This is a genomic window from Billgrantia hypersalina (genome assembly GCF_052584175.1).
In genome coordinates this window covers 16,669-41,990 of sequence record NZ_JBMIQI010000005.1, presented here as the reverse complement: position 1 = coordinate 41,990, position 25,322 = coordinate 16,669, and the positions used below count along the sequence as shown (strand labels likewise).

General features: G+C 65.4%; 22 protein-coding genes. 13 read left to right on the top strand and 9 right to left on the bottom strand.

Translation table 11 applies throughout. The features are described 5' to 3' along the window. Positions 1-116: 116 nt before the first annotated feature. Together ACOJCM_RS03445 and ACOJCM_RS03440 are read right to left on the bottom strand one after the other, a co-directional pair. Positions 117-875: a hypothetical protein gene (locus ACOJCM_RS03445; RefSeq protein ID WP_445210666.1), complete on the bottom strand. Its 759-nt coding sequence runs from the start codon at positions 873-875 to the stop codon at positions 117-119. Continuing rightward, on the bottom strand, positions 818-1,969 hold the full coding sequence (locus ACOJCM_RS03440; protein ID WP_445210665.1) for a hypothetical protein: 1,152 nt from the start codon (positions 1,967-1,969) through the stop codon (positions 818-820). The genes ACOJCM_RS03445 and ACOJCM_RS03440 overlap by 58 nt, the downstream gene beginning before the upstream one ends. A gap of 401 nt (positions 1,970-2,370) precedes the next feature. Here ACOJCM_RS03440 and ACOJCM_RS03435 point away from each other — a divergent pair, with 401 nt between their 5' ends. The 4 genes from ACOJCM_RS03435 (at position 2,371) to ACOJCM_RS03420 (ending at position 7,449) form a co-directional block, all read left to right on the top strand. Then, the gene (locus ACOJCM_RS03435) at positions 2,371-4,128 is read left to right on the top strand and encodes a type I secretion system permease/ATPase (protein WP_445210664.1); all 1,758 of its coding nucleotides are present in this window, start codon (positions 2,371-2,373) and stop codon (positions 4,126-4,128) included. Further along, positions 4,125-5,444, top strand: coding sequence for an HlyD family type I secretion periplasmic adaptor subunit (locus ACOJCM_RS03430; protein WP_445210663.1), 1,320 nt, complete (start codon positions 4,125-4,127; stop codon positions 5,442-5,444). The genes ACOJCM_RS03435 and ACOJCM_RS03430 overlap by 4 nt, the downstream gene beginning before the upstream one ends. A gap of 188 nt (positions 5,445-5,632) precedes the next feature. Continuing rightward, complete coding sequence (locus ACOJCM_RS03425; protein WP_445210662.1) at positions 5,633-6,049, top strand: CopG family transcriptional regulator; 417 nt, start codon at positions 5,633-5,635, stop codon at positions 6,047-6,049. A gap of 23 nt (positions 6,050-6,072) precedes the next feature. After that, entirely contained in the window at positions 6,073-7,449 is a 1,377-nt protein-coding gene (locus ACOJCM_RS03420) for an extracellular catalytic domain type 1 short-chain-length polyhydroxyalkanoate depolymerase (RefSeq protein WP_445210661.1), read from the top strand. 79 nt (positions 7,450-7,528) lie between these two features. Here the strand turns inward: ACOJCM_RS03420 and ACOJCM_RS03415 are convergent, their stop codons facing one another. Further along, positions 7,529-9,469, bottom strand: coding sequence for an exoribonuclease II (locus ACOJCM_RS03415; protein ID WP_445210669.1), 1,941 nt, complete (start codon positions 9,467-9,469; stop codon positions 7,529-7,531). A gap of 194 nt (positions 9,470-9,663) precedes the next feature. On the opposite strand from ACOJCM_RS03415, the gene ACOJCM_RS03410 reads away from it, so the two are divergent. The 9 genes from ACOJCM_RS03410 (at position 9,664) to ACOJCM_RS03370 (ending at position 19,794) form a co-directional block, all read left to right on the top strand. Further along, positions 9,664-10,461: a Cof-type HAD-IIB family hydrolase gene (locus ACOJCM_RS03410; RefSeq protein WP_445210668.1), complete on the top strand. Its 798-nt coding sequence runs from the start codon at positions 9,664-9,666 to the stop codon at positions 10,459-10,461. Positions 10,462-10,581: 120 nt separating this feature from the next. After that, complete coding sequence (locus ACOJCM_RS03405; protein WP_445210660.1) at positions 10,582-11,304, top strand: response regulator; 723 nt, start codon at positions 10,582-10,584, stop codon at positions 11,302-11,304. A gap of 80 nt (positions 11,305-11,384) precedes the next feature. Next, entirely contained in the window at positions 11,385-12,794 is a 1,410-nt protein-coding gene (locus tag ACOJCM_RS03400) for an ATP-binding protein (protein WP_445210667.1), read from the top strand. Between the two features lie 64 nt (positions 12,795-12,858). After that, a complete protein-coding gene (locus ACOJCM_RS03395) occupies positions 12,859-14,070 on the top strand; it encodes an AGE family epimerase/isomerase (protein ID WP_445210659.1) in 1,212 nt (403 codons plus the stop codon). Between the two features lie 120 nt (positions 14,071-14,190). Then, positions 14,191-15,465, top strand: a complete 1,275-nt coding sequence (locus ACOJCM_RS03390; RefSeq protein WP_445210658.1) for an ABC transporter substrate-binding protein — start codon at positions 14,191-14,193, stop codon at positions 15,463-15,465. Positions 15,466-15,546: 81 nt separating this feature from the next. Beyond that, complete coding sequence (locus tag ACOJCM_RS03385) at positions 15,547-16,488, top strand: carbohydrate ABC transporter permease (protein WP_445210657.1); 942 nt, start codon at positions 15,547-15,549, stop codon at positions 16,486-16,488. Next, on the top strand, positions 16,481-17,359 hold the full coding sequence (locus ACOJCM_RS03380; protein WP_445210656.1) for a carbohydrate ABC transporter permease: 879 nt from the start codon (positions 16,481-16,483) through the stop codon (positions 17,357-17,359). The genes ACOJCM_RS03385 and ACOJCM_RS03380 overlap by 8 nt, the downstream gene beginning before the upstream one ends. 28 nt (positions 17,360-17,387) lie before the next feature. After that, positions 17,388-18,509 carry an ABC transporter ATP-binding protein gene (locus ACOJCM_RS03375; protein ID WP_445210655.1) on the top strand — a complete coding sequence of 374 codons (1,122 nt, stop codon included), beginning with the start codon at positions 17,388-17,390 and terminating at the stop codon, positions 18,507-18,509. A 13-nt stretch (positions 18,510-18,522) separates the two neighbouring features. Next, the gene (locus ACOJCM_RS03370; RefSeq protein ID WP_445210654.1) at positions 18,523-19,794 is read left to right on the top strand and encodes a DUF1479 domain-containing protein; all 1,272 of its coding nucleotides are present in this window, start codon (positions 18,523-18,525) and stop codon (positions 19,792-19,794) included. Here the strand turns inward: ACOJCM_RS03370 and ACOJCM_RS03365 are convergent. From ACOJCM_RS03365 to ACOJCM_RS03340, 6 genes are all read right to left on the bottom strand, one after another. Further along, positions 19,781-20,221 carry a universal stress protein gene (locus ACOJCM_RS03365; protein ID WP_445210653.1) on the bottom strand — a complete coding sequence of 147 codons (441 nt, stop codon included), beginning with the start codon at positions 20,219-20,221 and terminating at the stop codon, positions 19,781-19,783. The genes ACOJCM_RS03370 and ACOJCM_RS03365 overlap by 14 nt on opposite strands. A gap of 101 nt (positions 20,222-20,322) precedes the next feature. Continuing rightward, positions 20,323-21,372: a YcjF family protein gene (locus tag ACOJCM_RS03360; protein ID WP_445210652.1), complete on the bottom strand. Its 1,050-nt coding sequence runs from the start codon at positions 21,370-21,372 to the stop codon at positions 20,323-20,325. Beyond that, positions 21,369-22,760, bottom strand: a complete 1,392-nt coding sequence (locus ACOJCM_RS03355; protein ID WP_445210651.1) for a YcjX family protein — start codon at positions 22,758-22,760, stop codon at positions 21,369-21,371. Before ACOJCM_RS03355 ends, ACOJCM_RS03360 begins: the two co-directional genes overlap by 4 nt. Positions 22,761-22,786: 26 nt before the next feature. Continuing rightward, entirely contained in the window at positions 22,787-23,965 is a 1,179-nt protein-coding gene (locus ACOJCM_RS03350) for an MFS transporter (protein WP_445210650.1), read from the bottom strand. A gap of 30 nt (positions 23,966-23,995) precedes the next feature. Then, complete coding sequence (locus ACOJCM_RS03345) at positions 23,996-24,991, bottom strand: GlxA family transcriptional regulator (protein WP_445210649.1); 996 nt, start codon at positions 24,989-24,991, stop codon at positions 23,996-23,998. Positions 24,992-25,085: 94 nt separating this feature from the next. Beyond that, complete coding sequence (locus ACOJCM_RS03340; protein WP_445210648.1) at positions 25,086-25,265, bottom strand: hypothetical protein; 180 nt, start codon at positions 25,263-25,265, stop codon at positions 25,086-25,088. Positions 25,266-25,322 lie beyond the last annotated feature (57 nt).

The window sequence follows — 25,322 nt, the reverse complement described above, 5'->3', positions numbered from 1 at the left end:
AACCTCTCGTCGTATCGCTTCCTCATAGAAACACCCCGAAGGTTGGATTGGGTGTCCAACTTTCGGGGTGCAGTTCAGAGAGGGGCGCCCTTTTTCATGAACGTTGTCCGCCACGATCAGCCCAGCAGTCCAAGTTCGCTGCCGTCGTGCATGCCGAGCAGCGCGACGTCCACCCCATCTGCGCCAGTGACGGCGTCGGGGGCAGGTTCGTCGCCATAGGCGCGATAGGCAAAGCGCCATGTCTCGCCGGGGGCGAGAGCATCGTCGTCGCGGATGCGGTAGGCATCGCCGTCGCGGCTCAGCTCTCCATTCCACAGGGCATCGATGGTGTCGTCGGTGTCCAGGCGCAGCTCGGGCGACTCGAGGTGATCGTCGGTCAGGTTCTCGACGAAGATCTCGGCGACATAGCCATCGTCCCAGCGTCGCTTGGTGCCGCCGGCTACCAGCAGCTCGGCGCCCCCGTCCAGCAAGCCGCTGGGAATGGCATTGCCGTCGAGTATTTCCCCGGCTTCGGGAGTGTCCAGCGCCGTGGCCTGGAAGGTACCGCGGGATGCCGTGTGCAGCACGGTGCCATCTGCGAAACTGACCAACTCGACGTCTTCCAGCGTATCGGTTGCCCCCTTATCGCTATGGATCGTGACGCGGTCGTCATCGAATTCGATCTGGTAGGCCTCGACAGGGCGAGAGTAGCGTACCGTGTCGAGGCCTTCTCCTCCGACCAGTCGGTCGTCGCCGTCGTACCAGTCGTCGCCTGGCCCCCCCTCCAGAATGTCGTGGCCGGCTCCGCCGATCAGCGTGTCGTGCCCCCGTCCCCCATTCAGATAGACGCCGTCGTCACTGCCGTGTAGAACGTCGTCCCGGCGTGAACCCTGCACGTAGTCGAAGCGGACCTCGTTGGCACCCGCATCGGTGATGGCGCCGAAGCTCTCGCCACCGCCATTGATCCAGAGGGTGGGGGGAGTTTGTCGGCCTCGCTGTCGCGGATGGCCTGCGCCACGCTGACGAGGTTGTCATGGTCGCGCCCGCCATGGAAATTGATGTCGCGATCCGTGAAGTCGACCGAGATCTCGTTGCCTACTGAGGAGCGCCACGAGGCGAATAGAACGCCGTGGCGCATTCCGCTGTCCTCGAGATGAGCGAAGCTGCCGTCATAGCTCTCCTTCAGTTCGTAGCCGTAGCCGTTACCGCCGCCGCCCTTGTTGAAGGCGCCCTCGGCACGCAGGGAATCGGCTTTCACATCCAGTGAACGAGCGAAATGGAAAGCCGTGGATGGGCCGTTCTCGACCACGATGTCTTCCAGGCGAGCATCGCTGGTGCCATCCAGGCGAATGGCCTGGAAATCCGTCAGACCGCTGCGGGTATTGGAGAAATCCGAGGGGTCGGGGGTGCCCAGTTCAAAATCGACGGTAAACCCTTCGAGAGAGACGTCATCGGCAGGAACGAGCCGTTCCACCCGGGCCTGCCCCTGCGTGAACTCGAAATGCGCACCTCGGTCGAGCGTTACGGTGGTGCCGTTCACGGTCTCGACCTTCGCCATACTGGTGCGCAGTTCGGCGTGCGCCTGCTTGCGCCAGGAGGTGTCGCCGATCGCATCGAGAAAAGCCGTATCATTGTCCTCCCAGATACGTACCGTATCGCCACGCTTGAGGTCGTGTTCTGCACCCAGCTGCAATTGCCGTTCGCCTTCGCCAAGGTTGGCGGCGAGGGTCCCCTGGGTTTCTCCCCGTGTGTCGCCCTCGATGCTGATGACGACGTCACCGCTGTTGTCGAGCGCCTTGTCGGTGAAGGTCAATGTGGTGGCATCGGCACCCGCACCCTTGAGGGCCAGGTCGGAGCGGTGAAGGCTTAGGGCCTGGTCGAATCGGTAGTTGCCCGATTCCAATCGCAGAATCGAATCGCTCGGGGCGGTATCGATCAGCTCCTGAAGCGCTCGGGCCGATGTTCCGCGTGCGACATCGATGGTGGGCATGCAGGTTCCTCCTGATGGGTCATGTCGGGCCCCGGCACGAGGCGACAGGCTTGCGGGGCCATGAGTTCGTCGGCCTGTCTGGGCAGGCGAGCGGTTCGCTGCGCATGCTAGCGAGGCTGGGGCGAGTGGCAAGAGGGCATGGACTATATTCGAATGTAAGTGGAGTAGGTTTTTACATTTAATCGGGGCATGGTGCTTTCCGATGTTGGTATTTAATTGAAAGGACAAGGAGTTTCTGGTTCATGGCTCGCGGTTGAGTCGGCGCGAAGTTCACGTATAACTACGGTAGTTAACAAAAAGGTAAATAAGTTTGCCGCTTGCCAGGGAACGGTTTGTTAGTGTGCCGTAACCAAACGGCGATCGGGCCTGCATTGTCCCGCCAGTTCAATTCAGTGAGCACTATGTCTTCAAGACCCCAAAGCGATTTACAGCAGGCGATGCGCCTTTGCCGGCCCGCCGTGCTATGGGTGGCTGGCTTCAGCCTGTTCATCAACCTGCTGATGTTGACGCCGGCGTTGTACATGCTGCAGGTCTATGATCGGGTCATCGCCAGTGGCAGCAAGGAGACCCTGCTCATGCTGACGCTGGTGGCCATTTTCCTGCTGACGGTCATGGTGGGATTGGAGCTGGTGCGCTCCCGATTGCTGGTGCGGGTAGGCAACCATCTCGATACGCTGCTGAGCGGGCGCCTGTATCGTGCGATGTTCGCCCGAGGGCTGGCGTCACCGGGCGATGGCAGCAGCCAACCGCTCGACGATCTGAAGACGCTACGCCAGTTCATTTCGGGCAACGGCCTGTTTGCCTTCTTCGATGCGCCTTGGGTCCCTCTGTATCTGGCCATCCTGTTCGTGTTCAACGTGTGGTTCGGGGTCTTCGCCACCGCCGCCGGGCTGATCCTGATGGGCCTGGCGGTTGCCAACGAGAAGGCTTCCAAGCGGCTGCTGGCCGAAGCGGGGCGTGAGCACATCCAGGCACAGGCTCAGGTGGGGAGCAACTTGCGCAATGCCGAGGTCCTGCATGCCATGGGCATGCTGCCGGCGATTATGCAGCGCTGGGAAGCCCGCCACGTCAAGGCATTGCTCAAGCAGTCCCAGGCCAGCGATCGAAGCAGCGGGTTGAGCAACCTGTCCAAGGGGCTGCGTATCCTGGCGCAGTCGCTGATTCTCGGGCTGGGAGCGCTGCTGGTGCTGGAGGCGAGTATTACGCCCGGCATGATGATCGCCGCTTCGATCATCCTGGGGCGGGCGCTGGCGCCGATCGACCAGATGATCGGCAGCTGGAGGAGCTTCGTCGGATGCCGGGATGCCTACCATCGGCTCGATGCGCTGTTTCGTGAGGTGCCGCAGGACACGCGTCGCCTTTCGCTTCCCGAGCCTCGGGGGGATGTGTCGGTCGAGTCCCTGACGCTGGTGCCGCCGGGGGCCGCGAAACCGGCTCTGCGTGACCTCGACTTTCGTGTCGCGCGGGGAGAACACGTCGGCATCATCGGTCCGAGTGCGGCGGGGAAGACCACGCTGGCAAGGTCCCTGTTGGGCATCTGGGAGCCCGAGTCGGGGACGGTCCGGCTCGATGGCGCCGACTTGAAACACTGGAACCGGGACGAGCTGGGGCCCCACGTGGGGTACCTGCCGCAGGATATCGAGCTTTTCGATGGCACGATCAGCGAGAACATCTCGCGCTTCGGTGAGATCGACGACGCGCAGGTCGTCGCCGCCGCAAGGAAGGCGGGGGTGCACGAGATGATCCTGCGCCTGCCCGAAGGGTACGAGACTCGCATCGGCGCCGCCGAGGGCTCGCTTTCACGGGGGCAGCGGCAGCGCATCGGCCTGGCGCGTGCGCTTTACGGGCAGCCCGTCCTCGTCGTGCTCGACGAACCCAATGCCAACCTCGACGATGCCGGCGAACGGGCGCTGGCCGAGGCGCTACGCCAGCTCAGGGCGGAAGGGACGACATTGTTCGTCATCAGCCACCGGCGCAGCGTTCTGGCCGAGGTCGACAAGCTGATGGTGCTGGGTGACGGACGGCTGCGCCTGATGGGGCCTCGCGAAGAGGTACTGGCCCGTATCGCAGCACCCGGGCGTCGCCAGGCGACGTCCGGCAAGCCGTCGCGACCGCGACAGGCTCACGAGGGGCATACGTCAGGGTACGGTGCACGATGAAACGACAAGGCACGCTACAGGGCAACACGGCCCTGCCCGTCGACGGGCGTCGCTACCGCCGCCTGGGCCTGTTCATCCTGCTTGTCGCCTTCGGCGGCTTCGGGGGCTGGGCCTTGGCCGCCAACCTGGCGATCGCCGTCGTGGCCCCGGGAAAGGTCTCCGTGGCTTCGTTCAAGAAGACGGTGCAGCACTATGAAGGCGGCATCGTCAGGGAAATTCGCGTGAGCGACGGCGATCATGTCGAAGCGGGCGATGTGCTGGTGGTGCTCGACAACACCCGTGCCGCGTCGCAGCTCCAGCTGGCGAGAACGCAGTATTTGATCAATCGGGCCAGCGAAGTGCGCCTGACCGCCGAACTGGCCGAGGAGGCAACCCTGGCGTTTCCCGATGAGCTGCTGGAGAGCGACTCTCAGCGCGTCAGCGAGGTGCTGGCGGTGCAGCATGGCCTGTTCTTCTCTCGTCGGCAGTCACTGCACAGTACGCTGGAAACGCTCGATCAGCAGACTCGCCAGTACGAGGAGCAGCGCGATGGGTTGCAGGCGCTTGTCGAGTACAACCGCCAGCAGGTCGCCTCGCTGCGCGAGGAGGCAAGCGACCTGCGCAGCCTGTTCGAGCGCGGCCTGGGCGACCGCCAGCGCCTGCGCGAGCTGGAGCGTGAGATTCTCGAGCTCGAGGGGGAGAGCGCCCAGCAGCGATCCGTCATCGCGCGCATAGCCGCACAAATCAGCGAGAATGAATTGCAAAAGCAGATTCATAAGCAGGAGTTCCAGGCCGAGGCCGGCGAGCGGCTGCGCGAGGTACAGGAACGGATTACCGATGCCGAAGAACGGATCACGGCGCTATCGGACGAAGTGCGGCGCACCACGATAACGGCGCCAGTGGCGGGAACCGTGGTGGGCCTGCAGCTGCACACGCTAGGGGCCGTGATCGGTGCCGGCGATCCGATCCTGGATATCGTCCCCAGTGATGAAGGCTTCGTGGTCGAGGCGCGCGTACCGGTCAGCGATGTCGAAAGCCTGTATGTGGGGCAGTCGGCGGAGGTCCGCTTCAGCGCCTTCAACCAAGGCGTCACCCACGCCGTGGCCGGTGAGGTGCTCCACGTCTCGGCGGATAGCTTCGAGGACGAGAGCACCGGACGCGACTACTACCGCACACGGGTGCGGGTCACCGAAGCGGGGCGCGAGGAGATGACGGCCGAGATGCGCCTGCTCGCGGGAATGCCGGCCGAGGTCATGATCCATACCGGTGAGCGCACCTTCGCCAGCTACCTGATCAAGCCGATCGCCGATGTGCTGGCCCGGGCCATGCGCGAATAAGCGAGCCATACACCAGCCACCGATGAAAAGCACCTCTTGACGGCCCGCCAATTGGCGGGTCGTTTTCGTTTATGCCGTTGACGCGCCATTGGCTGGCCTATACCATCCATGTGGATGGTATACAGATGGTCTTAGGATGGCGAGAAGCGCCAGTGGCGACATACCTACCCGGCAACGAGGCATAACCCATGAGCGTGCATGAACTGCGCCGCAAATCCGGCGACTCAAGTGAAAAGATCACCATCAACCTGGGGGTCGTCGACCTGGGACAGATCGACCTGCTGGTCCAGGAGGGGTTCTATTCCAATCGCACCGACTTGATCCGCACGGCCATCCGCAACCAGCTGGCGTCCCATGCCGAGGTGGTGAGGGAAACCGTGACACGAAAGTCTTTCGTGCTGGGGCTCGAGCATTACAGCCGCGCGGATCTCGAGGCTCTGCAGTCGGCGGGAGAGACATTGCAGATCCAGGTTCTGGGGATGGCCAGCATTGCCGACGACGTTTCGCCGGAGCTTGCCCGCGCCACCATCGAATCGGTAGTCGTGCTGGGGGCCCTGCATGCCAGCGCAGCGGTCAAGGCCGCCCTGGCGGATCGGATCCACTGAAACATCTAATAGGGACATTGACGATGATCGACGCCACCATGACGCGCCGAATGGAAGAAGCGACGCGGCTTACTCGCGCGGGGAAATTGCATGAGGCCATGGCCATCCTCCAGGGCGCCATGCCTGGGAAATATGATAAGCACGGGGCGAGGGGCGAGGAAGGGCAGGGTGAGGCCGAATCCGTGGGCAACACCGACGAGGGGAACACCTTTGAGGGGAGCTGGCAGGTGGTCGACGTCGACGAGAAGGCATCGGCGTCGAGGCCAGCCTCTGCTGAGCAGAATTCTCAGCGGACCGGTAAATCATCAGCGGGAGCGGCGTCGCACTCGACGTTTGGCCCTGGCCGACAGGCGACCACCGGGACGATTCCGAGCGGTAACAACGGGCTCTCTTCGGCCTGGCGTGACAAGTGGCGCCAGTGGCGTGAGGTCATGGCGCAGCCCGAGCAGGCGCGAGGCGTCGATGAGTCAGCCGAGCCTGGTGCGTTCAGCGGGGGGGCTTATACCGATCGTGCCGGCACGCGGGATTACAAGCTGTATCTACCCAGCGGCTATCACGGCCAGGCCCTGCCGCTGGTGGTCATGCTGCATGGCTGCACGCAGAATCCCGACGACTTTGCTGCCGGGACCCGCATGAATCGGCTCGCCGAAGAGCAACTGTTCTGCGTGCTCTATCCGGCCCAGCCGATGACCGCCAACAGTTCGAAATGCTGGAACTGGTTCAAGGCTGAAGACCAGCAGCGCCAGGGAGGCGAGCCGGCCATCATTGCCGGCATGACCCGCCAGGTCATCGACACCTACGGGCTCGATGCGCACCGGGTATATGTCGCTGGGCTGTCGGCGGGTGGCGCCATGGCGACGACGCTGGCCATGACCTATCCGGACCTTTATGCCGCGGTTGGCGTTCACTCCGGGCTGCCTCACGGCGTGGCCCAGAGTCTGCCCGATGCGCTGGGGTTGATGAACGGAGGCACCGGTCCGCTGGCCGCCGGCACATCGGCACGAGCGTCCATGGCGTTGTCGCGCGTACCCGCCGTGGTGTTCCACGGTGACCGCGACACGACGGTGCACCCCAGCAACGCGGATCGCGTCGCCGCTCAATACGCCGCCTGGCGTGCGGCCGGCAAGAGGAGGAACGAAGGCGAGGGCAGGGCCGGGGTCACGGTGGAGCGGGGGCAGGTTCCCAATGGCTACGCCTATACGCGGACCCGCCATCACGATGCGAAGGGGCAGCCCCGCCTCGAGCAGTGGATGATCCATGGCGCCGGCCACGCCTGGTCAGGTGGCGATGCATGCGGCTCCCATACGGATCCCAAGGGACCCGATGCGGCCAGTGAGATGCTGCGATTCTTCCTGTCGCATGCCAAGAACCCGGATGAGTCAGGCCCGGGCACGGCCTGAGGAGCGCCATCAGGGGGGCAACTGAAAAAAAACGCCTCGACCAGGGTCGAGGCGTTCTTGGTTACCATCGGCGAGGCTTTCACACCGCCGGCCGTGCCACCAGTGAGCGGGTCTCCTCGCGCGCCTCGACCAGTTCGACGCGAATCACGTCACCCAGCTTGTAGCGCTCTTCGCCCTCGATCTGGATGCGGCCTTCTTTGTCGTCGATGGCGACCTTGTCGCGGTCGCTGTGCAGCATCGGGGCCGGGACGAACGCCGTGGCACCGTTGGCGGTGAGGCGCACGCGAATACCACCGCGGCTGATGCCGAAGATCTCCGCCTCGAAGGCTTCCTGCGCCTTGGCCGCCGGCGTCAGGTAGCGAACGTAGAGCCAGTCCTTGACGTCGCGCTCGGCCATGCGATTGAGCCGGCGCCTCTCGGTGAGCTGCTCGGTCAGCGCCTGGGTCGCTTCGGCCGGGGCCTGCTCGCCCTTGAGCACGCGCTTGATCAGGCGGTGATTGACCATGTCCCCATACTTGCGAATCGGCGAGGTCCAGGTGGCATAGGCGGCCAGGCCCAGGCCAAAGTGCGGGCCGGGGCGGGCAGACATGCTGGTGAAACCCTGGAATCGGCGAAGCCGGGCATCGAGCCAGGCATCGTCGCGGCTCTCCAGCGCGCGCTTGAGCTCCTTGTAGCGGGGCAGCTCGGAAAGGGCCTCGAGCTCGACTTCCACCTGCTGGGCGGTAAGGAACTCGTGGGCGGCCTCGGCCTTTTCCGGGTCGAAGGCGCGGTGCACGTTGAAGATGCCGTGACCGACATGTTCGGCGAGCAGATGAGCACAGCAGGCATTGGCGGCGATCATCGACTCCTCAATCATGCGATTGGCGATGCGTCGCTGCTCGATGCGGATATCCAGCACATTGCCTGCCGGGTCGAGATCGAAGACGTAATCGGGACGATCCTTGAACACCAGCGCATGCTCGGCGCGCCAGGCAGCGCGTGCCTCGGTCATTTCGCGCAGGGCACGCAGCTGTTCGCCGATCGCCTCCGCCGGTGTCCACTCGCCCTGGCCTTCCAGCCAGTTGGAAACCCGATCGTAGGCCAGCTTGGCCTGCGAACGGACGGTGGCGGCGAAGAAGCGATAGTCGCCCAGGCTGCCGTCGGGCTCGACTTCCAGGGTGCAGGCCAGCACCGGGCGCTCCTCACCCTCGCGCAGCGAGCAGAGATCATCGGCGAGCTGCTCGGGGAGCATGGTGACGTTCTGGCCCGGCAGGTAGACGGTGAAGGCACGTGTGCGCGCCTCGAGGTCGGCGGCATGCCCCTCCTCGACGTAGGCCGTAGGGTCGGCGATGGCCACCGTCAATCGCCAGCCGCCGTCTTCGCGTGGTGCGATGCGCAGCGCATCGTCCATGTCGCGGGTCTTCTCGCTGTCGATGGTGAAGAAGGGCTCGTCGGTGAGGTCCTCGCGCTCGAGTCCTTCGTCGCGCAGCGGCCAGTCGCTCCCGGCCACGGGGCTGGCTTGCTCCAGGGCGTGGCGGGCCAGGGTCACACGCCACGGCACGGCGGGGTCATCGGCCTTGGCCACCAATTCGTCGATCTGGGTGAAGAAGGCACGATCCTCGGGCTTGAGCGGGTGGCGTACCAACCGGGCCACGACCCAATCGGCGTCGCCAATGCTCGCCTCGTCGAGGCTGTTCTTGATCCGTGCCTTGAGCGCGTTCTTGATCGAGGGATGGTCGGGCACCACCGCCAGGCGTCCCTCGCGCTTCTGCACCCGGGCGATGAAGCGGTCGAGGCCGGCTTCCAGCAGGGTGTCGGGCTCGACGGAAGTCTTGTCGCCATTTTCGTGAATCACGGCCTGTACGCGATCGCCGTGAAGCACCTGCTTCATGGCAGGCGGCGGGATGAAATAGGACTGGCCATCGTCGGTCTCGAGAAAACCGAAGCCTTTGTCAGTGGCCTTGATCACACCCTCGGCGCGGGGGGTGACGTCACGAATCTGTTGCTTGAGCTGGGCGAGCAGCGGGTTGTTCTGCAGCATGGTCACGAACGTGTGGCGGGGTAGGAGGGCCACTATACGGATTCCCGAAGCCGGCGCCAAACGTTGCCACTTCCGCCGACGGGAAATCATAGGCTTGGCCAGGGTGGCCTGTAGTGTGCGAGCCATGCCCTTCGACTGGGCAATCTTCCTGGGCTGCGTTAGCCTCTACGGGGTACTCGATGCAATGGACGCCCATGACACCTCACCTGATCGTCTCCGACCTCGACGGCACCCTGCTGGATGCCAATCACGATCTGCACCCCGAGACCATCGAGACCCTGCGGCGGTTGGCCGAACGGGGACATCACCTGGCCTTCGCCTCGGGACGCCACTATCGCGACATGCTGGCGTTCCGCGAGCGTCTGGGGGTGCCGATCCATGTGATCAGCACCAACGGTGCCTACCTGCACGGTCCGGAAGGCGAGCTGCTGGCGTCGCGCCATCTCGCGGTCGAGCAGGCTCGCGAGCTGATCGCGCTGGAGCGTCACGACAGCGTACGCCTCAACCTCTATCTCGAGGACGAATGGCTGATCGACGCCCCCGAGCCGCGGCTGCTGGCCTATCACGCCCATACCGGCTTCGGCTATCGCGTGGTCGAGCCGGCGAGCCTCGATGGGGAGGGTGTCGGCAAGGTGCTCTACATCGGCGAACCCGAGCGGTTGGCGGGGCTCGAGGCGGCGATTCGCGTGCGCCACGGCGAGCGCTTGCATGTCACCTATTCCACCGTCAACTCACTCGAGATCATGGGCGGTGGCGTCAACAAGGGCACGGCACTTGAGGGGCTACTCTCCGCGCTCGGGATCGACAGCGAACGCTGCCTGGCGTTCGGCGACAACCTCAACGACACCGAAATGCTCGCCCTCGCCGGCGAAGCGCACGTCATGGCGAATGCGCACCCGAAGCTGGTCGAACGGGTACCCGTGGCGCGCCGCATCGGTCACCATGCCGAAACCGCCGTGGCGCGCCTCCTGCAGGAGCGTTTCTCCCTCTAGGGCGCTTCGACGTTGGTCTAGCCCCCCTTGTCGCGTCGTACCCGCTTGCCCATCATCAAGGCCGAATAACGACAACGACTCCCGGCATCGCCCAGGCGATGCCCCTACCATCGGACGACGATGACGACAACGCCCGCCACCCTGATCGTGGTCGACGACGACCCCGAGATCCGTGAACTGCTGGTCGATTACCTGGGCCGCCACGGCTATCGCGCCCTGGCTGCCGAGGACGCCGAGGCATTGCATCGGCTGCTGACGAGCGAAACCCCCGACCTGCTCATCGTCGACATCATGCTGCCCGGCGACGATGGCTTTACCATCTGCCGTGACATTCGACGCGACAGCCAGGTGCCGATCATCATGCTCACCGCCAGCGCCGACGAGACCGATCGTATCCTGGGGCTGGAACTCGGTGCCGATGACTACCTGGGCAAGCCGTTCAATCCGCGCGAACTGCTGGCGCGCATCAAGGCGGTACTGCGCCGGGTCCGTGGCGGGGCGGCAACCGACCCGGCCCGGGCGCGGTTGGTTGCCTTCGGTGCCTGGCGGCTGGACCGCATGACCCGCGAACTGATCGACGAGAAGGACGAGCGAAGCCCTCTCTCGGGGGCTGATTTCCAGCTGCTCCAGGTCTTCCTCGAGCATCCCGAGCGGGTCCTCACGCGCGAGGCACTGTATGAATTGACCCGTGGCCGCCCGGCGCCGCCGCTGGATCGCTCCATCGACGTGCATGTCTGCCGGCTGCGCCAGCGCCTGGGCGAGGACACCCATTACCATCAACTGATCCGCACCGTGCGCGGCGCGGGCTACGTCTTCACCGCCCGGGTCGAAGCGCTAACGTGAACGAAGGACGTCTCAAGCGTTTGCAACGCCGACTGGTGCGCTTTCTGCCGCGTACCCTGCGTGGGCGTTTCGTGCTGATCATGATCGTCGGCGTACTCTCGGCCCAGCTTGCAAGCTATGCCATCTGGACCTCCCAGGTGCGCTCCAGCCAGCTCGAGCAGCTCGACGAGCTGTCACGCAACGTGGCCTACAGCGTAACCTCGACCATGCGCTTCTTCCGCTCGCTGCCGTATGAATATCGCCATATCGTACTCGACCAGCTGCGTAACATGGGCGGCACGCGCTTCTTCGTCAGCGTCAACGAGCGCCGCATAGCGGTGGAGGACATCGGCTCGGGGCCCGAGAAGGCGCTGGTGGTCGACAATTTTCGCGAGATCCTGACCCGCGAGTTGGGCATCGATGACGTGCTGGTGGAGTTCTCGCGCCCCGAGACCCTGCGTATGTACAACAACGAGGTGCTGCTGCACGACCTGCCGCCGCGCTGGGGGCAGCACAGCCTGCTGATGGAGCCGCTGTCGCCGCCGATTCTGGTAGTGCAGATGGAACTTGGCCCCGAGACCTGGCTCTACGTGGCGACCCTGCTGCCGGTAACGGACCTGTTCAACGAGAATCGCTGGATTTCGGGCGAGCGTCTGCTGGCCGGCTTGATGGTGCTGCTCACCGTGATTGGCCTGTCGCTGCTCGGCATCCGCAGCGTCACCCGACCGCTCGCCCGGCTGGCGAGGGCAGCACGACAGCTGGGCGACGACCTCGATGCGCCGCCGCTGCGCGAGACAGGGCCGCGCGAGGTGGCAGCCACCGCGGTGGCGTTCAACCGCATGCAGGAACGCATCTGCGAGCAGGTGGATGAGCGTGAAAGACTCTTTTCGGCTATCTCCCATGATCTCAAGACACCCATTACCCGCATGCGCTTGCGCGCCGAGATGCTCGACGATCCCCGGCAGCGCGAGCGCTTCTGCGCCTCGCTCGATGAACTCGACCTGCTGGTGAAAGGCGCGTTGGCCTCGGTCAAGGGCTTCGACCTGCATGAGGCGGTGGAGGAGGTCGATCCGCGGGTGGTGCTGGAGGAGCTGGCAGGTGAACTGGCCCTGCAGGGTGGAGAGGTGACCGTTTCGGGGCAGGCCGAGCCGCTGCCGTTGAAGCCCCTGGCGTTCAAGCGCTGCCTGGCGAACCTGGTGGAAAACGCAGTCTTCTACGGTAGGCGTGCCGAGGTGACGCTGGACGATTCTTGGCAACAGCTCTCGATCTTCATCCGTGACCATGGGCCGGGCATTCCCGAGGCGCAGCGCGAGCGCGTGTTCGCACCCTTCGTGCGTCTCGAGCCTTCGCGCAGCCGCAACACCGGGGGCAGTGGCCTGGGGCTGGGGATTGCACGGCATATCGCTCGCGCGCTAGGGGGCGAGATTGCGCTTGCCAACCACCCCGAAGGCGGTCTGCTCGTCACCCTGACAGTGCCCCGCCGGGACGCAAGCAATACTTTGCAGCACTAGGAAACATGGCGCGGTCGGGGCGATGGGTTAGGTTAGGGGTTTCATCGCTCTCAAGGATACGAACGTGGACTTCTACGATATCGCCTTTCTCGAAGCTCATGTCCGCAAGACCATGGCGTTCTATCATCCCCGGGCCATCGATTCCCAAGGTGGTTTCTTTCATTACTTGCGCGACGATGGCGAGATCTACGATCGCCGTCATCGTCACTTGGTTTCCAGCGCTCGCTACGTCTTCACCTATGCCCGTTATGCCGAGCATTTCGGATGCCCGGAGTATCTGGATGGGGCGCGGCACGGCCTGGAATTCCTGGAGCGCTTCCATTTCCAACCCGACTATCAAGGCTACGCCTGGACCCTTGACGACGGACAGGTCGAGGACGACACCAACCACTGCTATGGCCTGGCCTTCGTGCTGCTGGCCTATGCAACGGCACTCAAGGCCGGCATCCCCGAGGCACGACAAGGCCTCTATCGTGTACACGAAATCCAGACGAGCCGTTTCTGGGAAGCGCAATGGCAGCGCTATGCCGATGAGGCGGACCGCCACTGGCAGGTGTCTAACTACCGTGGCCAGAACGCCAACATGCATAGCTGCGAAGCGCTGATCGCCGCTTACGATGCCACAGGCGACCGAGCTTTCCTCAAGCGTGCGCTGCAGCTGGCCCGCGCCTTCTGCCTGGCGTCAGCGCAGCATGACGCGGCAAGCGAGCGCAAGCCGGAGCAGGGGGGGTGGATCTGGGAACACTACGATCGGCAGTGGCGGCGCGATCTGGATTATCACCGTGACAACCCATCCCACCTGTTCCGGCCCTGGGGCTACCAGGTCGGCCACCAGACCGAGTGGGCCAAGCTTCTGATGCTGCTTGAGCGTCGCGCACCGGAGGATTGGCTGCTGCCCACTGCCAGCCGGCTGTTCCTGACCGCCGTGGAGGCCGGTTGGCACCCCGAGCACGGCGGGCTGGTGTATGGCCTGGATCTGGAAGGGGCTATCTTCGACGCGGACAAGTACTTCTGGGTCCAGGCCGAGAGCCTGGCCTGTGCGGCAATGCTCGGCCAGCGCACCGGTGAGTCACGATACTGGCAGTGGTACGAGGGGCTGTGGGAGTTCTGCTGGGCGCACATGATCGATCACCGCCATGGCGCCTGGTACCGCATCCTGACGCCCGACAACCGCCGCTACTCCGACGAGAAGAGTCCGGCGGGCAAGGTCGACTACCACACCATGGGGGCCTGCTACGACGTCATCCATACCCTGCGCAATGTTTCAAGCCTGTAATGAGCGCGCAACACTATCCATTACTAGGTAACCCCGCGCTGGCCCCGGATGGGCTAGCGTAGTCTCTGGCCGTCTCTCTTTCCGGCCGCGGACATTCTAACAACACTGGAGACACACCTGATGCGCACACTCACGCCATTCCCCTTGTTCCGCAAGACGCTGCTCGGCCTGACCGTGGCCGCCGCCATGTCCAGCGCCCAGACCCAGGCCGGCGAAGTGGAAGTGCTGCACTGGTGGACCTCGGGCGGCGAAGCCCAGGCCGTCGGGGTGCTGAAGGACCTCGTCGAGGCGGAAGGGCACACCTGGGAGGATTTCGCGGTGGCCGGTGGTGCCGGGGACAGCGCCATGACGGTACTCAAGTCGCGCGCCATGTCAGGCAACCCGCCGTCGGCGGCGCAGATCAATGGGCCGGAAATCCAGGAGTGGGGGGAGTTGGGGCTGCTCGGCAACCTCGACGAAGTCGCGGAGCAAGGCGACTGGGACGAGCTGCTGCCCGACGTTGTCGCCGACATGATGCGCTACGAAGGGAACTACGTCGCGGTACCGGTCAATGTGCACCGGGTCAACTGGCTGTGGGCCAATCCCGAGGTGCTCGAAGAGGCGGGGGTCGAGCTTCCCACCAGTTGGGACGAAATGTTCGAAATCGGGGAGCAACTGCGTGAAGCCGGCTACGTTCCGCTCGCTCACGGTGGACAGCCCTGGCAGGATGCGACCGTTTTCGAAAGCCTGGTGTTGAGCCTGGGAGGCAGCGACTTCTATCGCAAGGCCTTCGTCGACCTCGATGTCGAGACGCTCGAGAGCGACACCATGATCGAGGCGCTCGAGACCTTCAAGCGCCTGCGTGGCCTGATGGACGAGGGCATGCCGGGGCGTGACTGGAACCTCGCCACGTCCATGGTCATCAACGGCGATGCCGCCATGCAGCTGATGGGCGACTGGGCCAAGGGGGAATTCATCGCCGCCGGCCTGGAGGCGGGAGAGGACTACGTCTGCTCGCCCGTGCCGGGCACCGAATCGGACTTCATCTTCAACATCGATAGTTTCGCCATGTTCCGGGTCACCGAGCCGGAGGCCCAGGAGGCCCAGCAGACACTGGCCCGTCTGGTGCTCGAACCCGAGTTCCAGGAGGCGTTCAACAAGGTCAAGGGGTCGATCCCGGCTCGCCCCGACCTCGACATGGGTGAATTCGACAGCTGCGCCCAGCAGTCGCTGGAAGACTTCGAGCACGCCCGCGACGGCGACACCCTGGTGCCGAGCATGGCGCACCGCATGGCCATGAACAGCGATGTGCAGGGGGCCTTCTTCGATATCATCACCAACTACTTCAACTCCGCGGAGATGACCGCCGAGCAGGCCGCCGAGCGGCTGGCCCGTGCAGCCGAAGCGGCTGGCTGAGTCATTGGCCCGCCTCGCTGCGCAGCCCGTCGTCAGGGCGGGCTGCCGGCTTCCCGTCTTCCGTAGTCGAGGTAATCCGCCATGAAACCCGCATCGACACCCGCGGCTCGGCCCGGCGTGCTCATTCCGCGTGCCGGTCGTCCCTCGTCGGCCGCCCGGCTGCAGGATTGGCTGCCGCGGCTGGTGCTTTCTCCGTCCATCGCCATCTCGCTGTTCTTCGTCTACGGCTTCATGTTGTGGACGTTCATTCTCTCGCTGACCAGCTCGCGCATGCTGCCCAGCTACGAGTTCGTCGGCTTGGCCCAGTACGCCCGGTTGATGGCCAGCGACCGCTGGTGGGTGGCCTCGACCAACCTGGTGGTGTTCGGCGGCCTGTTCGTTGCCATCTGCCTGGCACTGGGGCTGCTGCTGGCGATCCTGCTCGATCAGCGTATCCGCCAGGAAGGGGCGCTGCGAACTCTTTATCTCTACCCGATGGCGCTCTCATTCATCGTTACCGGCGTGGTGTGGAAATGGCTGCTCAACCCTGGCCTGGGCATCCAGGCGATGGTGCGTAGTTGGGGCTTTGAGAGCTTCCGCTTCGACTGGATCACCGACCCCGACATGGCCGTCTACACATTGGTAATCGCCGCGGTGTGGCAGGCTTCGGGCTTCGTCATGGCGCTGTTTCTGGCCGGGCTGCGCGGCATCGACGACAGCATTCTCAAGGCGGCCCAGCTCGATGGCGCCAGTCTGCCGCGAATCTACTGGCGGGTGGTGATTCCCTGCCTGCGCCCGGTGGTGTTCAGCGCGGTGATGATTCTCTCGCATATCGCGATCAAGAGCTTCGACCTGGTGGTGGCGCTCACCGGCGGGGGGCCGGGCTACGCTTCCGACCTGCCGGCCACCTTCATGTACGCCCACGCCTTCACCCGGGCGCAGATCGGCCTGGGCTCGGCCAGTGCGATGCTGATGCTGGGGGGCGTACTGGCCATCCTGGTGCCCTACCTCTACTCCGAGCTGAGGAATCGCCGTCATGGATAACGTGATACGCCGCCGCACGCTCGGTGCTCGCGTGGCCCGTATTTTGCTCTACGCCGTGCTGATTCTGGCCGCCCTGTTCTATCTCATGCCGCTAGTGGTGATGCTGATCACCTCGGTGAAGCCGCTGGCCGAGATCACTCCCGGCACGCTGCTCTCGCTGCCTCGCGAGCCGACGCTGGCCCCCTGGGCCAAGGCCTGGGGGGAAGCCTGTACCGGCATGCGCTGCGAAGGGATAGGCGGCTATTTCTTCAACTCCATCGCCATTGTCGTGCCGGCGGTGCTCATCTCGACCGCCATCGGTGCGCTCAACGGCTATGCGCTCACCAAGTGGCGCTTCAAGGGCTCCGAGCTGATCTTTGCGCTGATGCTGTTCGGCTGCTTCATCCCGTTCCAGGTGGTACTGCTGCCGATGGCGCAGACCCTGGGCTGGCTGGGGCTGTCGAGTTCCCGGGCGGGGCTGATCCTGGTTCACGTGATCTTCGGCATCGCCTTCACCACCTTGTTCTTCCGCAACTTCTACGTGGCGGTGCCCACGGAGCTGGTGTCCGCAGCCAAGCTCGACGGTGCCGGTTTCTTCCGTATTTTCTGGCGCATCCTGCTGCCGGTGTCGGCGCCGATCATCGTGGTCTCGGTGATCTGGCAGTTCACCCAGATCTGGAACGATTTCCTGTTCGGCGTCGCGTTCTCGGCCCACAACACCCAGCCGGTGACGGTGGCGCTCAATAACCTGGTCAACACCTCGACCGGGGCCAAGGAGTACAACGTCGACATGGCGGCGGCGATGATCGCCGCGCTGCCCACGCTGGTCGTCTACGTGTTGGCCGGTAAGTATTTCGTCCGCGGGCTCACCGCCGGCTCGGTCAAGGGCTGAGCGTAAGAACAATCAAGAGGTTTTCGATATGGCAGCGCTTGAAATCAACAATGTCTGCAAGGACTTCGGCAGCGAGCAGGTACTCAAGGATGTCAGCCTGGCGATCGACTCGGGAGAGTTCCTGATCCTGGTGGGGCCGTCGGGTTGCGGCAAGTCGACGCTGATGAACGCCATCGCCGGCCTGGAGCCGGTGACATCCGGGGAGATCCGCATCGCCGGCGAGGACGTCACCTGGCAGACGCCGGCGGAGCGCGATATCGCCATGGTCTTCCAGTCCTATGCGCTCTATCCGAGCATGACGGTGCGCCAGAACATCAGCTTCGGCCTGGAGATGCGCAAGGTGCCCAAGGCCGAGCGCGAAGCCGCCGTCGAGCGGGTCGCCGACCTGCTCCAGATCTCGCACTTGCTCGACCGCAAGCCGTCGCAGCTTTCCGGCGGCCAGCGTCAGCGGGTGGCGATGGGCAGGGCGCTGGCGCGCGAGCCCAAGGTCTACCTGTTCGACGAGCCGCTGTCCAATCTCGATGCCAAGTTGCGCGTCGACATGCGCACCGAGATAAAGAAGCTGCACCAGCGCCTCGGCACGACCATCGTCTACGTCACCCACGACCAGATCGAGGCCATGACGCTGGCCGACTGCATCGCGGTGATGCGCGACGGCCGCATCCTCCAGCTCGGCTCGCCTGACGAGGTCTACAACGATCCGGTGGACATCTTCGTGGCCGGCTTCATGGGCTCGCCGTCGATGAACTTCATCGCCGCGACGCTGGAGAGCGAGGCGGGCGCGTATCGGCTGTGCGTCGACACGCCGGGCGAGGAGACGCTGCGCTTGCCCTGGCCGGACGCACGACAGACGCCGGCCATGGCCGAGCGAGTCGGAAAGCCGGTGATCCTCGGGCTGCGACCCGAGCACTTCGCCGAAGACGATGCGCGGCTGAGCGACTACGACGAGGGCGTGCTGCTCACGCCGCGTATCAGCGTGGTCGAGCCCACCGGCGCCGACATCCTGTTGCAGCTCAAGCTGGGGGAAGGCGAGGCCACGGCCCGGGTCGGGCCCAAGTGTCGGGTGGCCGCGGGGGAGCGCCTGGCACTGCGCATCGACATGGCCCGTGCGGTGCTGTTCGACAGCGAGACGGAGCAGCGTTTGGCCTGAGGAGGAGACGCACATGACGCTAGCCAACCCATTCGGAATCAGCGACGACGCTCTGCCCGAGGCCATTCGGCAAGTGAAGCGCATGCTGCGTGGGGCGCTGCCGAACTACCGCCAAGCCTTTCTCGATGCGGAGACGGACCTGCTGCGGCAGGTCGACGCGATACGCGCCTGCCGCGAACGGGGAGAAAACCCGATCCCTAGCCTCGATATCGGCGACATCGTGGCGGGGCGAATCGACGACGCTCGGCGTCGCCAGGTCAGGGCTGCCGGCGCGTGCGTGATCACCGGCGTGTTCGAGCGCGGCCTGGCGAGCCAATGGAACACTGACATCGGTCGTTACCTCGAGACGAATCGTTTCGAGGAGCGCCTGGCCTGCGCCGCGGAGGATAGCTACTTCGGCAACCTCGCCCAGGGAAAGCCGCAGATCTACGGTATCTACTGGTCGCAGCCCCAGGTCCTGGCGCGTCAGAGCGAGCGCCTGCAGCAAGCCCAGGTTTTTCTCAACCGGCTATGGAAGACCTCGAGCCAGGGACGGCAGCATTTCGATCCCGAGCGCATGGCGACCTATGCCGATCGGATCCGCCGTCGTCCGCCGGGGTCGGCCAGCCTGGGGTTGTCGCCGCACGTCGATGGCGGCTCGGTCGAGCGCTGGCTGGACGCGAATTTCCGCCATGTGTATCGCCATGTCTTTGCCGGAGAGCCGGGGCGCTTCGATCCCTTCAATGGCGAAGGCAGGACTCAGGTGCGCGAGTTTCCTTCGCCTGCGGTGTGCTCGATGTTCCGTACCTTTCAGGGCTGGACCGCCCTGACGCCGCAGCGCGCCGGGGCCGGCACGTTGAATCTGGCCCCCATCGCCAACGTCATGGCCTATCTGCTGCTGCGTGCGCTTCAGGACGACGTCCCCGAGGACGACCTATGTGGTGCCCGGCCGGGGCGCGCGCTGTCGGTGGACCGCGACTGGCATGCGCCGCTGATCGAGGCGGTGACGCCGATCCCCGACCTCGAACCCGGCGACACCGTGTGGTGGCACTGCGATGTGGTGCATGCCGTCGATCCCGAGCACGCAGGCGAGCACGACAGCAATGTGATGTACATCGGGTCGGCGCCGTGGTGCGAGAAGAATGCAGTCTACCTGCGCGGCCAGCGGGAAGCCTTCGAAACGGGGCGCACGCCGCCGGATTTTGCGCCAGATGACTTCGAGGTGGATTTCAAGGGGCGTGGGACACCGGAACTTCTCACGCCGCTCGGCCGCCGGCAGATGGGGTTCATGGCTAACGAACCGTGATCACCGTGCACTCGGCGATGTGGCTAACCTTGTGCGACACGCTGCCCACCACCAGCCCACGCAGGTCGCTCAGGCCGCGGCTCCCCAGGACAATGGCCTCGACCCCACGTCGGCGGGCTTCGCTGACGATGGTGCGGGCCGGGTCGCCCTGGCCTACCGCAGTCTCGATCTGGGTAATGCCCTTGGCGCGTGCCGCCTCGGCCGCCTTGTCCACGACCTGCCTGCCGAGGTCCTCGCGCTCCTGGCGTGACGCCTCGATGGCGATGGCGCCGATGCCCCACACCAGTGTCGTCTCGTGAGAGAGCTCCTCGGGGATGTGCAGGATGTGCAGGGTGGCATCGGCCTGATTGGCCAGCTCACAGGCGACTTCCAGGGCTTTCTTGGCGCCTTCGGAACCGTCGACGGGTATCAGAATGGACTTGTACATGGCGTTCTCCTTCTTGCTCGGTTAAACAATCACTACCCCGAGCCTAGAACCTCCTACCCGAGACGTCATGACTCGGGTCAAGCATTGGGCAGATCGTCATTTCATCCCTTGGTTTCCTCCAGCCGGCGCAGCTGTTGCCAGAGCTCGCTGCGCAAATCGGCCATGCGCGGCGCCTCGCCTTCGGCGAATACCAGCGGCCGGGTCAGGCGTAGGGTGCGCAGGCCGAGGCGGGCGCTCAGCAGGCCTACCCCCATGCCCTGGCCGGCGCGTGCCGAGAGGCGCCCGGCCAGGTTCAGCGATAGCAGTTCCATACCGGCATCGCCGGCCATCTCGGTGGCACCGGCGAAGGCCATGTTGGCGAGCACGTTGCGCAGCAGGCGCAGGCGACTGGCGTACCCCAGCTCCAGCCCGTAGAGACGACAGATGCGATCGATCATGGCCAGGCTGCGCCACGCCACCAGGCCCATATCGACCAGCGTCAGTGGGCTCACTGCCACCATCACGGCCGTTTCGCCGGCCATGCGCGAGATCAGACGTCGGGCCTGGCGGTCGCGTGGGGCCAGCAGGTGATAGGCCAGCAACTGCTGGATTTCCGCTCCGCCGTGGTGCGGCTCGCGGGCGTCGAGGAAGGCCTGCCAGTGGGGGTGGTCGTCGTCGAGCCTGAGCTGCCGCTTGAGCACCTTGGCCAGTTGGAAGGCTTGCTCGGCATCGGCCTGGGGCAACTCGGCCAGTCGGCTACGCAGGGCATCGTGGCGCTTCAGGCGGCGGAGTCGCCACACCTCACGCAGCAGCGCCGCGGCCCCCAGGGCAATGGCTCCCAGTCCCAGAAGATGCCAACCGCCGCTGAGCCAGTCGCCACCGAGCAGTGCCTCGGGCAGGCGCAGGGCCATCTCGGCCGTACCCAGCGCAATGCCGCCGCCCAACAGCGCCAGCAGTCCCCAGCGGCGCTTGCGCGGGCGGCCGAGGCTTGTCTCGAGGTCGCGTTCGGCGCGGCTGACCGCGGGCTCCTCCACGGGTAGGGTCGGCAACTGACTGTCGAAGTCCAGGCGTGGCCGTGGCGGCTCCAGGCCGGGGGCAGCCGGTTCGTCGAGTGTGAAGCGTCGGGCTGGGCGTGGGTCGTTACCCTGCGGCTCGTCACGGCGGTCGCTCATTGCAGCTTGTCTCCGATCAGCCAGTCCAGCGCGGCGTCGAGCCGGATGTGGGGCAGCGCGCCACCTTCCCGTGGGGCGGGGCGAAAGGCGCGAAAATCGAACCCTTGCCGGGCCCAGAAGTCGGCGTCGGGCAACCTGACCGGTACCTCACCGGGAAACACCAACACTTCCTCGTCTTCCAGCGTGGTGCCGCGCAGCGCCGGCGTCCGCTCACTCTTGCGGTCGACCAGGTGGGCCTCGGTGGCGCGGATGGCCGCCAGCGACAGCGCTTTTACCGGCACGTTGGCATAGCGCAGGTCCTGCAGCGGCTCGGCGAGCAGGGCCTCGAGCAGGGCCGTCAGGTTGGCATGCTGCTCCGGCGTGACGTGGTCGGCCTTGGTTGCGGCGATCGCCAACCGGTCGATGCGCGGTGCGAACAGCCGCGAGAGCAGGCTGCGTTTACCATAGTCGAAACTCTGCATCAGTGTGCCGAGGGCCTGGGAGAGATCCTCGAAGCGCTCCGGGCCGGCATTGAGGGCACCGAGCACGTCGACCAGCACGATCTGACGATCAAAGCGCCGGAAGTGGTCACGGTAGAAGGGGCGCACGATGTGCTGCTGGTAGTGGCGAAAGCGTGCCGCCAAGGTGGCGTAGACGCTCTCCGGCGGCAGCTTGGCCAACGCTGTGTCGTCGGCATCCGCCAGCGCCGGCAAGGGAAAGAACTGCAACACCGGCGCGCCTTCGAGATCGCCCGGCAGCAGGAAGCGGCCAGGCTGAAGATTGGCGAAGCCCGCCTCACGAGCGGCCTGCAGGCTGCGTGCATAGCACGCGGCGATCTCGGCAAGTTCGGCCTCGCTGGCCTCGGCGGCGGGGTCGAGCTTGGCGGCGACCCCTTCCCATTCGGCCAGCAGGGCACGCCGCTGCTCACCGGCGCCGGCCAGCATGGCTCGGCTCCAGCTCAGGTAGTCGTGGCCCAGCAGCGGCAAGTCGAGCAGCCATTCGCCGGGGTAGTCGAACAGGTCGAGGCTGAGCTCGGCGGTGTCGCTTCGCAGCAGGCCGCGCCTGGCCGGGCGATAGCGGATCGACAGGCGCAGTTCGCTGATGCCTCGGGTGGGGTCGGGCCAGCGCGGCGGCTCGGCGTCGAGCGCTGCCATGGCCTGGTCATAGGGGAAGCGCGGTACGCCGAGGTCGGGTTGGCTGACCCGGCGGGCCCCCAGCAAGCGCCCTTCGCGGGCAGCCGGCATCAGGTCCAGCCGAGCCTCCAGCCCGGCATGGCGCAGCTGGTTGACCAGCGAGGTGAGAAAGGCGGTCTTGCCCGAGCGGGAAAGCCCGGTGACCGCCAGGCGCAGCTGGCGATCGCGACCGCGTTCGATCAGGTTGGTCAGCTCCCGAGTGAGCGACTGGCGCATTGGCGAGGGATCCCTTCACAGCAGTGTCAGCCGCTAATGTGAGGGTCTTGACGGCGTCTGGCAAGGCGCTGCCAGGCCAGTAGCCCGATAGGCACCAGCGCGAGCGGCACCAGTAAGGCGTTGAGCAGCGTCCAGCCGAGCATATTGACCAGCGGACCCGCCAACAGGGCGGTAATGGCCACGGTGGAGAAGACCAGGAATTCGTTGGCCGCCTGGGTGCGGGCCTTCTCCACCGGCCGATACGCCTCGGTCAGCAGCCCGGTAGCCGGTAGAAAGGTGAAGTTCCAGCCCAGCCCGAGCAGGACCAGTGCCACGTGAAAGCCCATCACGCCGGCCTCGACCTGGGCCGCCAGTCCGCTCGCTGCGAGCAGCGCGCAGCCCGCGGTGATCATGCGCGGCGCGCCAAAGCGCGCCGTCAGGTGGCCGGTGGCGAACGAGGGCAGGAACATGGCCAGCACGTGCCACTGGATCGTGGTGGCGACATGGTCGAAATGGTGGCCGGCGCCGGCCATGGCCAGTGGCGTGGCGGTCATCGCCAGGTTCATGACGCCATAGCCGATCAGCGCCGAGAGTGCCGCGACCACGAAGACCGGCTGGCCCAGAATCTCGCCGAGGGGGCGCGGCTGGCCGTCGCCGTGGGTCGTCTCGGGGGGCGGCAGGCGGGTGGCCAGTAGCACGAGCAGGGCCACCAGGTAGAGTGCGCCCAGGCCGAGGAAGCTGCCGAGAAAGGGCGTGACGGCCGCTTCTCGACTGATACGGGCCAGCCAGGGGCCGAAGAAAGCGGCCAGTACGCCACCTCCCATGACCAGGCCAATGGCCCGGTCGCGCAGCGCCAAGGGTGCGGCTTCCACTGCGGCGAAGCGATAGAGTTGGCCGAAGCCGATGCCGATGCCGATCAGCCAGGTACCCAGCATGAAGGCGAAGAAGGCCTCGGCCACCAGGGCCTGGGCGGCCACCGCCACCCCGACGAGGCCCAGCAGGTTACCCAGCAGGAAACCGCGCTTGCGCCCCAGCCGCGCCATGATCAGCGAGGCGGGAATGGTGGCGCACATCAACCCCAGCCACTGGGTGGCGACCGGCGCGGTGGACCAGGCCGGATCGGGAGCAAGGCGGGCGCCGATCAGCGGCGAGACCGCAATGAGCAGGATATTGCCGCTCACCAGCAGCGCCTGGCACAGCGACAGCAGCATCACGTTGAAGGGCATGGCAGCCTCCTGGGCTCGTGTATCCGTTGTTCAAAGGGAAGCGGACGAAGCTTGGCCTGCGGGGCCGAAGCGCTGGTAATAGAGCGTGGGGGAAATCCCGTAGTGGCGCTGAAACAGCCGCCTCAGCTGCTCCGCACCGCCCAGTCGCCACTGCCGGGCCAGGCGCTCCAGCGGCGGCTGCCGCTCGCTCGCGAGCAGGGCCAGGCGGGCCTGTTCCAGGCGCAGACGGGTCAGGTAGGCACCGGGCGTGGTGGCGAGCTGCTGGCGGAAAAGGCGCGAAAGGTGGCGGGGCGTGACCCCGAGCGAGTCGGCCAGCGTTTCCAGGCGATGCGGTGCGCCGGGGTCGGCGTGGATGCAGTCGAGCAGCTGGCGCAGCGCACCGCAGGCACGGTTCTGGCTGGCCAGCACTTCGCTGAACTGCGATTGCCCGCCGGGGCGGCGCAGGAACAGCACCAGTTCGCGGGCGACCCGGCCGGCCAGGTCGCTGCCGTGGTCCGCTTCGAGCAGCGCCAGGGCCAGGTCGATGCCGGCTGTCACGCCGGCACTGGTGAAGCGGCCGGCGGATTCGACGTAGAGTGCATCGGGCACCACGCGAACCGTGGGGTAATCGCTGGCCAACTGGGTGCAGTATCGCCAGTGAGTGGTGGCCTGGCGACCGTCCAGCAGGCCGGCTGCGGCGAGCAGAAAGGCTCCGGTGCAGATCGAGCCCAGGCGACGCGCCAGGCGGGAACGTTCCTTCAGGGCGTCGAGTAGCTCGGGGCGCTGGCACTGGCGTGTTACGCCGCGGCCGCCGGCGACGAGCAGCGTATCCAAGGGGTCGAGCGCAGCGAGTTCGTCCCAGGCGATGTCGGCCTGCAGCGCCAGGCCGCCATTGGTTGCTACGCTGCCCGGCGCGTCGGCAGCGAGATGCAGGCGATAGAGCGTCTGGCCGCTCAAGTCGTTGGCCGAGGCGAAAACCTGCCATGGGCCGCTGACGTCCAGCAACTGGCAGCCGGGGTAGGCAAGAAGGACAACGGTGCGCGACATGACGGGTTTCCTGCGAGGCAATGCTATCAGTCTCCGCCGGAAGCGATATGTCTGCAATGACGAATGTCCCACCGATACGGACATTCCAGCGCGGTTACGGTGGGGTCAGCCACTGTCCCCAGATCGGTATCGTGGCGATGAGGAAGCCCAGCCCGGCCAGGGAATAGCCCGGCCAGCGCTTCTCCCTGCGTTGAGCGAACGTCAGGCCAACGAGGCAGATCACCAGGCCCACGAGATTGAAGACGAAGGTGAACATGCCGAGGATGGGCGTCATGGCAACTCCCGTAGCGCGAACAGGTGAAAAAATCGAAACCCAAGTGCAGGATATCAG

Excerpts from the sequence above, each read along its gene's own strand:
- ACOJCM_RS03440 (WP_445210665.1), bottom strand. The coding sequence starts at position 1,969 with ATGCCCACCATCGATGTCGCACGCGGAACATCGGCCCGAGCGCTTCAG.
- ACOJCM_RS03435 (WP_445210664.1), top strand. The coding sequence starts at position 2,371 with ATGTCTTCAAGACCCCAAAGCGATTTACAGCAGGCGATGCGCCTTTGC.
- ACOJCM_RS03430 (WP_445210663.1), top strand. The coding sequence starts at position 4,125 with ATGAAACGACAAGGCACGCTACAGGGCAACACGGCCCTGCCCGTCGAC.
- ACOJCM_RS03425 (WP_445210662.1), top strand. The coding sequence starts at position 5,633 with ATGAGCGTGCATGAACTGCGCCGCAAATCCGGCGACTCAAGTGAAAAG.
- ACOJCM_RS03420 (WP_445210661.1), top strand. The coding sequence starts at position 6,073 with ATGATCGACGCCACCATGACGCGCCGAATGGAAGAAGCGACGCGGCTT.
- ACOJCM_RS03415 (WP_445210669.1), bottom strand. The coding sequence starts at position 9,469 with ATGCTGCAGAACAACCCGCTGCTCGCCCAGCTCAAGCAACAGATTCGT.
- ACOJCM_RS03410 (WP_445210668.1), top strand. The coding sequence starts at position 9,664 with ATGACACCTCACCTGATCGTCTCCGACCTCGACGGCACCCTGCTGGAT.
- ACOJCM_RS03405 (WP_445210660.1), top strand. The coding sequence starts at position 10,582 with ATGACGACAACGCCCGCCACCCTGATCGTGGTCGACGACGACCCCGAG.
- ACOJCM_RS03400 (WP_445210667.1), top strand. The coding sequence starts at position 11,385 with ATGATCGTCGGCGTACTCTCGGCCCAGCTTGCAAGCTATGCCATCTGG.
- ACOJCM_RS03390 (WP_445210658.1), top strand. The coding sequence starts at position 14,191 with ATGCGCACACTCACGCCATTCCCCTTGTTCCGCAAGACGCTGCTCGGC.
- ACOJCM_RS03385 (WP_445210657.1), top strand. The coding sequence starts at position 15,547 with ATGAAACCCGCATCGACACCCGCGGCTCGGCCCGGCGTGCTCATTCCG.
- ACOJCM_RS03380 (WP_445210656.1), top strand. The coding sequence starts at position 16,481 with ATGGATAACGTGATACGCCGCCGCACGCTCGGTGCTCGCGTGGCCCGT.
- ACOJCM_RS03375 (WP_445210655.1), top strand. The coding sequence starts at position 17,388 with ATGGCAGCGCTTGAAATCAACAATGTCTGCAAGGACTTCGGCAGCGAG.
- ACOJCM_RS03370 (WP_445210654.1), top strand. The coding sequence starts at position 18,523 with ATGACGCTAGCCAACCCATTCGGAATCAGCGACGACGCTCTGCCCGAG.
- ACOJCM_RS03365 (WP_445210653.1), bottom strand. The coding sequence starts at position 20,221 with ATGTACAAGTCCATTCTGATACCCGTCGACGGTTCCGAAGGCGCCAAG.
- ACOJCM_RS03360 (WP_445210652.1), bottom strand. The coding sequence starts at position 21,372 with ATGAGCGACCGCCGTGACGAGCCGCAGGGTAACGACCCACGCCCAGCC.
- ACOJCM_RS03355 (WP_445210651.1), bottom strand. The coding sequence starts at position 22,760 with ATGCGCCAGTCGCTCACTCGGGAGCTGACCAACCTGATCGAACGCGGT.
- ACOJCM_RS03350 (WP_445210650.1), bottom strand. The coding sequence starts at position 23,965 with ATGCCCTTCAACGTGATGCTGCTGTCGCTGTGCCAGGCGCTGCTGGTG.
- ACOJCM_RS03345 (WP_445210649.1), bottom strand. The coding sequence starts at position 24,991 with ATGTCGCGCACCGTTGTCCTTCTTGCCTACCCCGGCTGCCAGTTGCTG.
- ACOJCM_RS03340 (WP_445210648.1), bottom strand. The coding sequence starts at position 25,265 with ATGACGCCCATCCTCGGCATGTTCACCTTCGTCTTCAATCTCGTGGGC.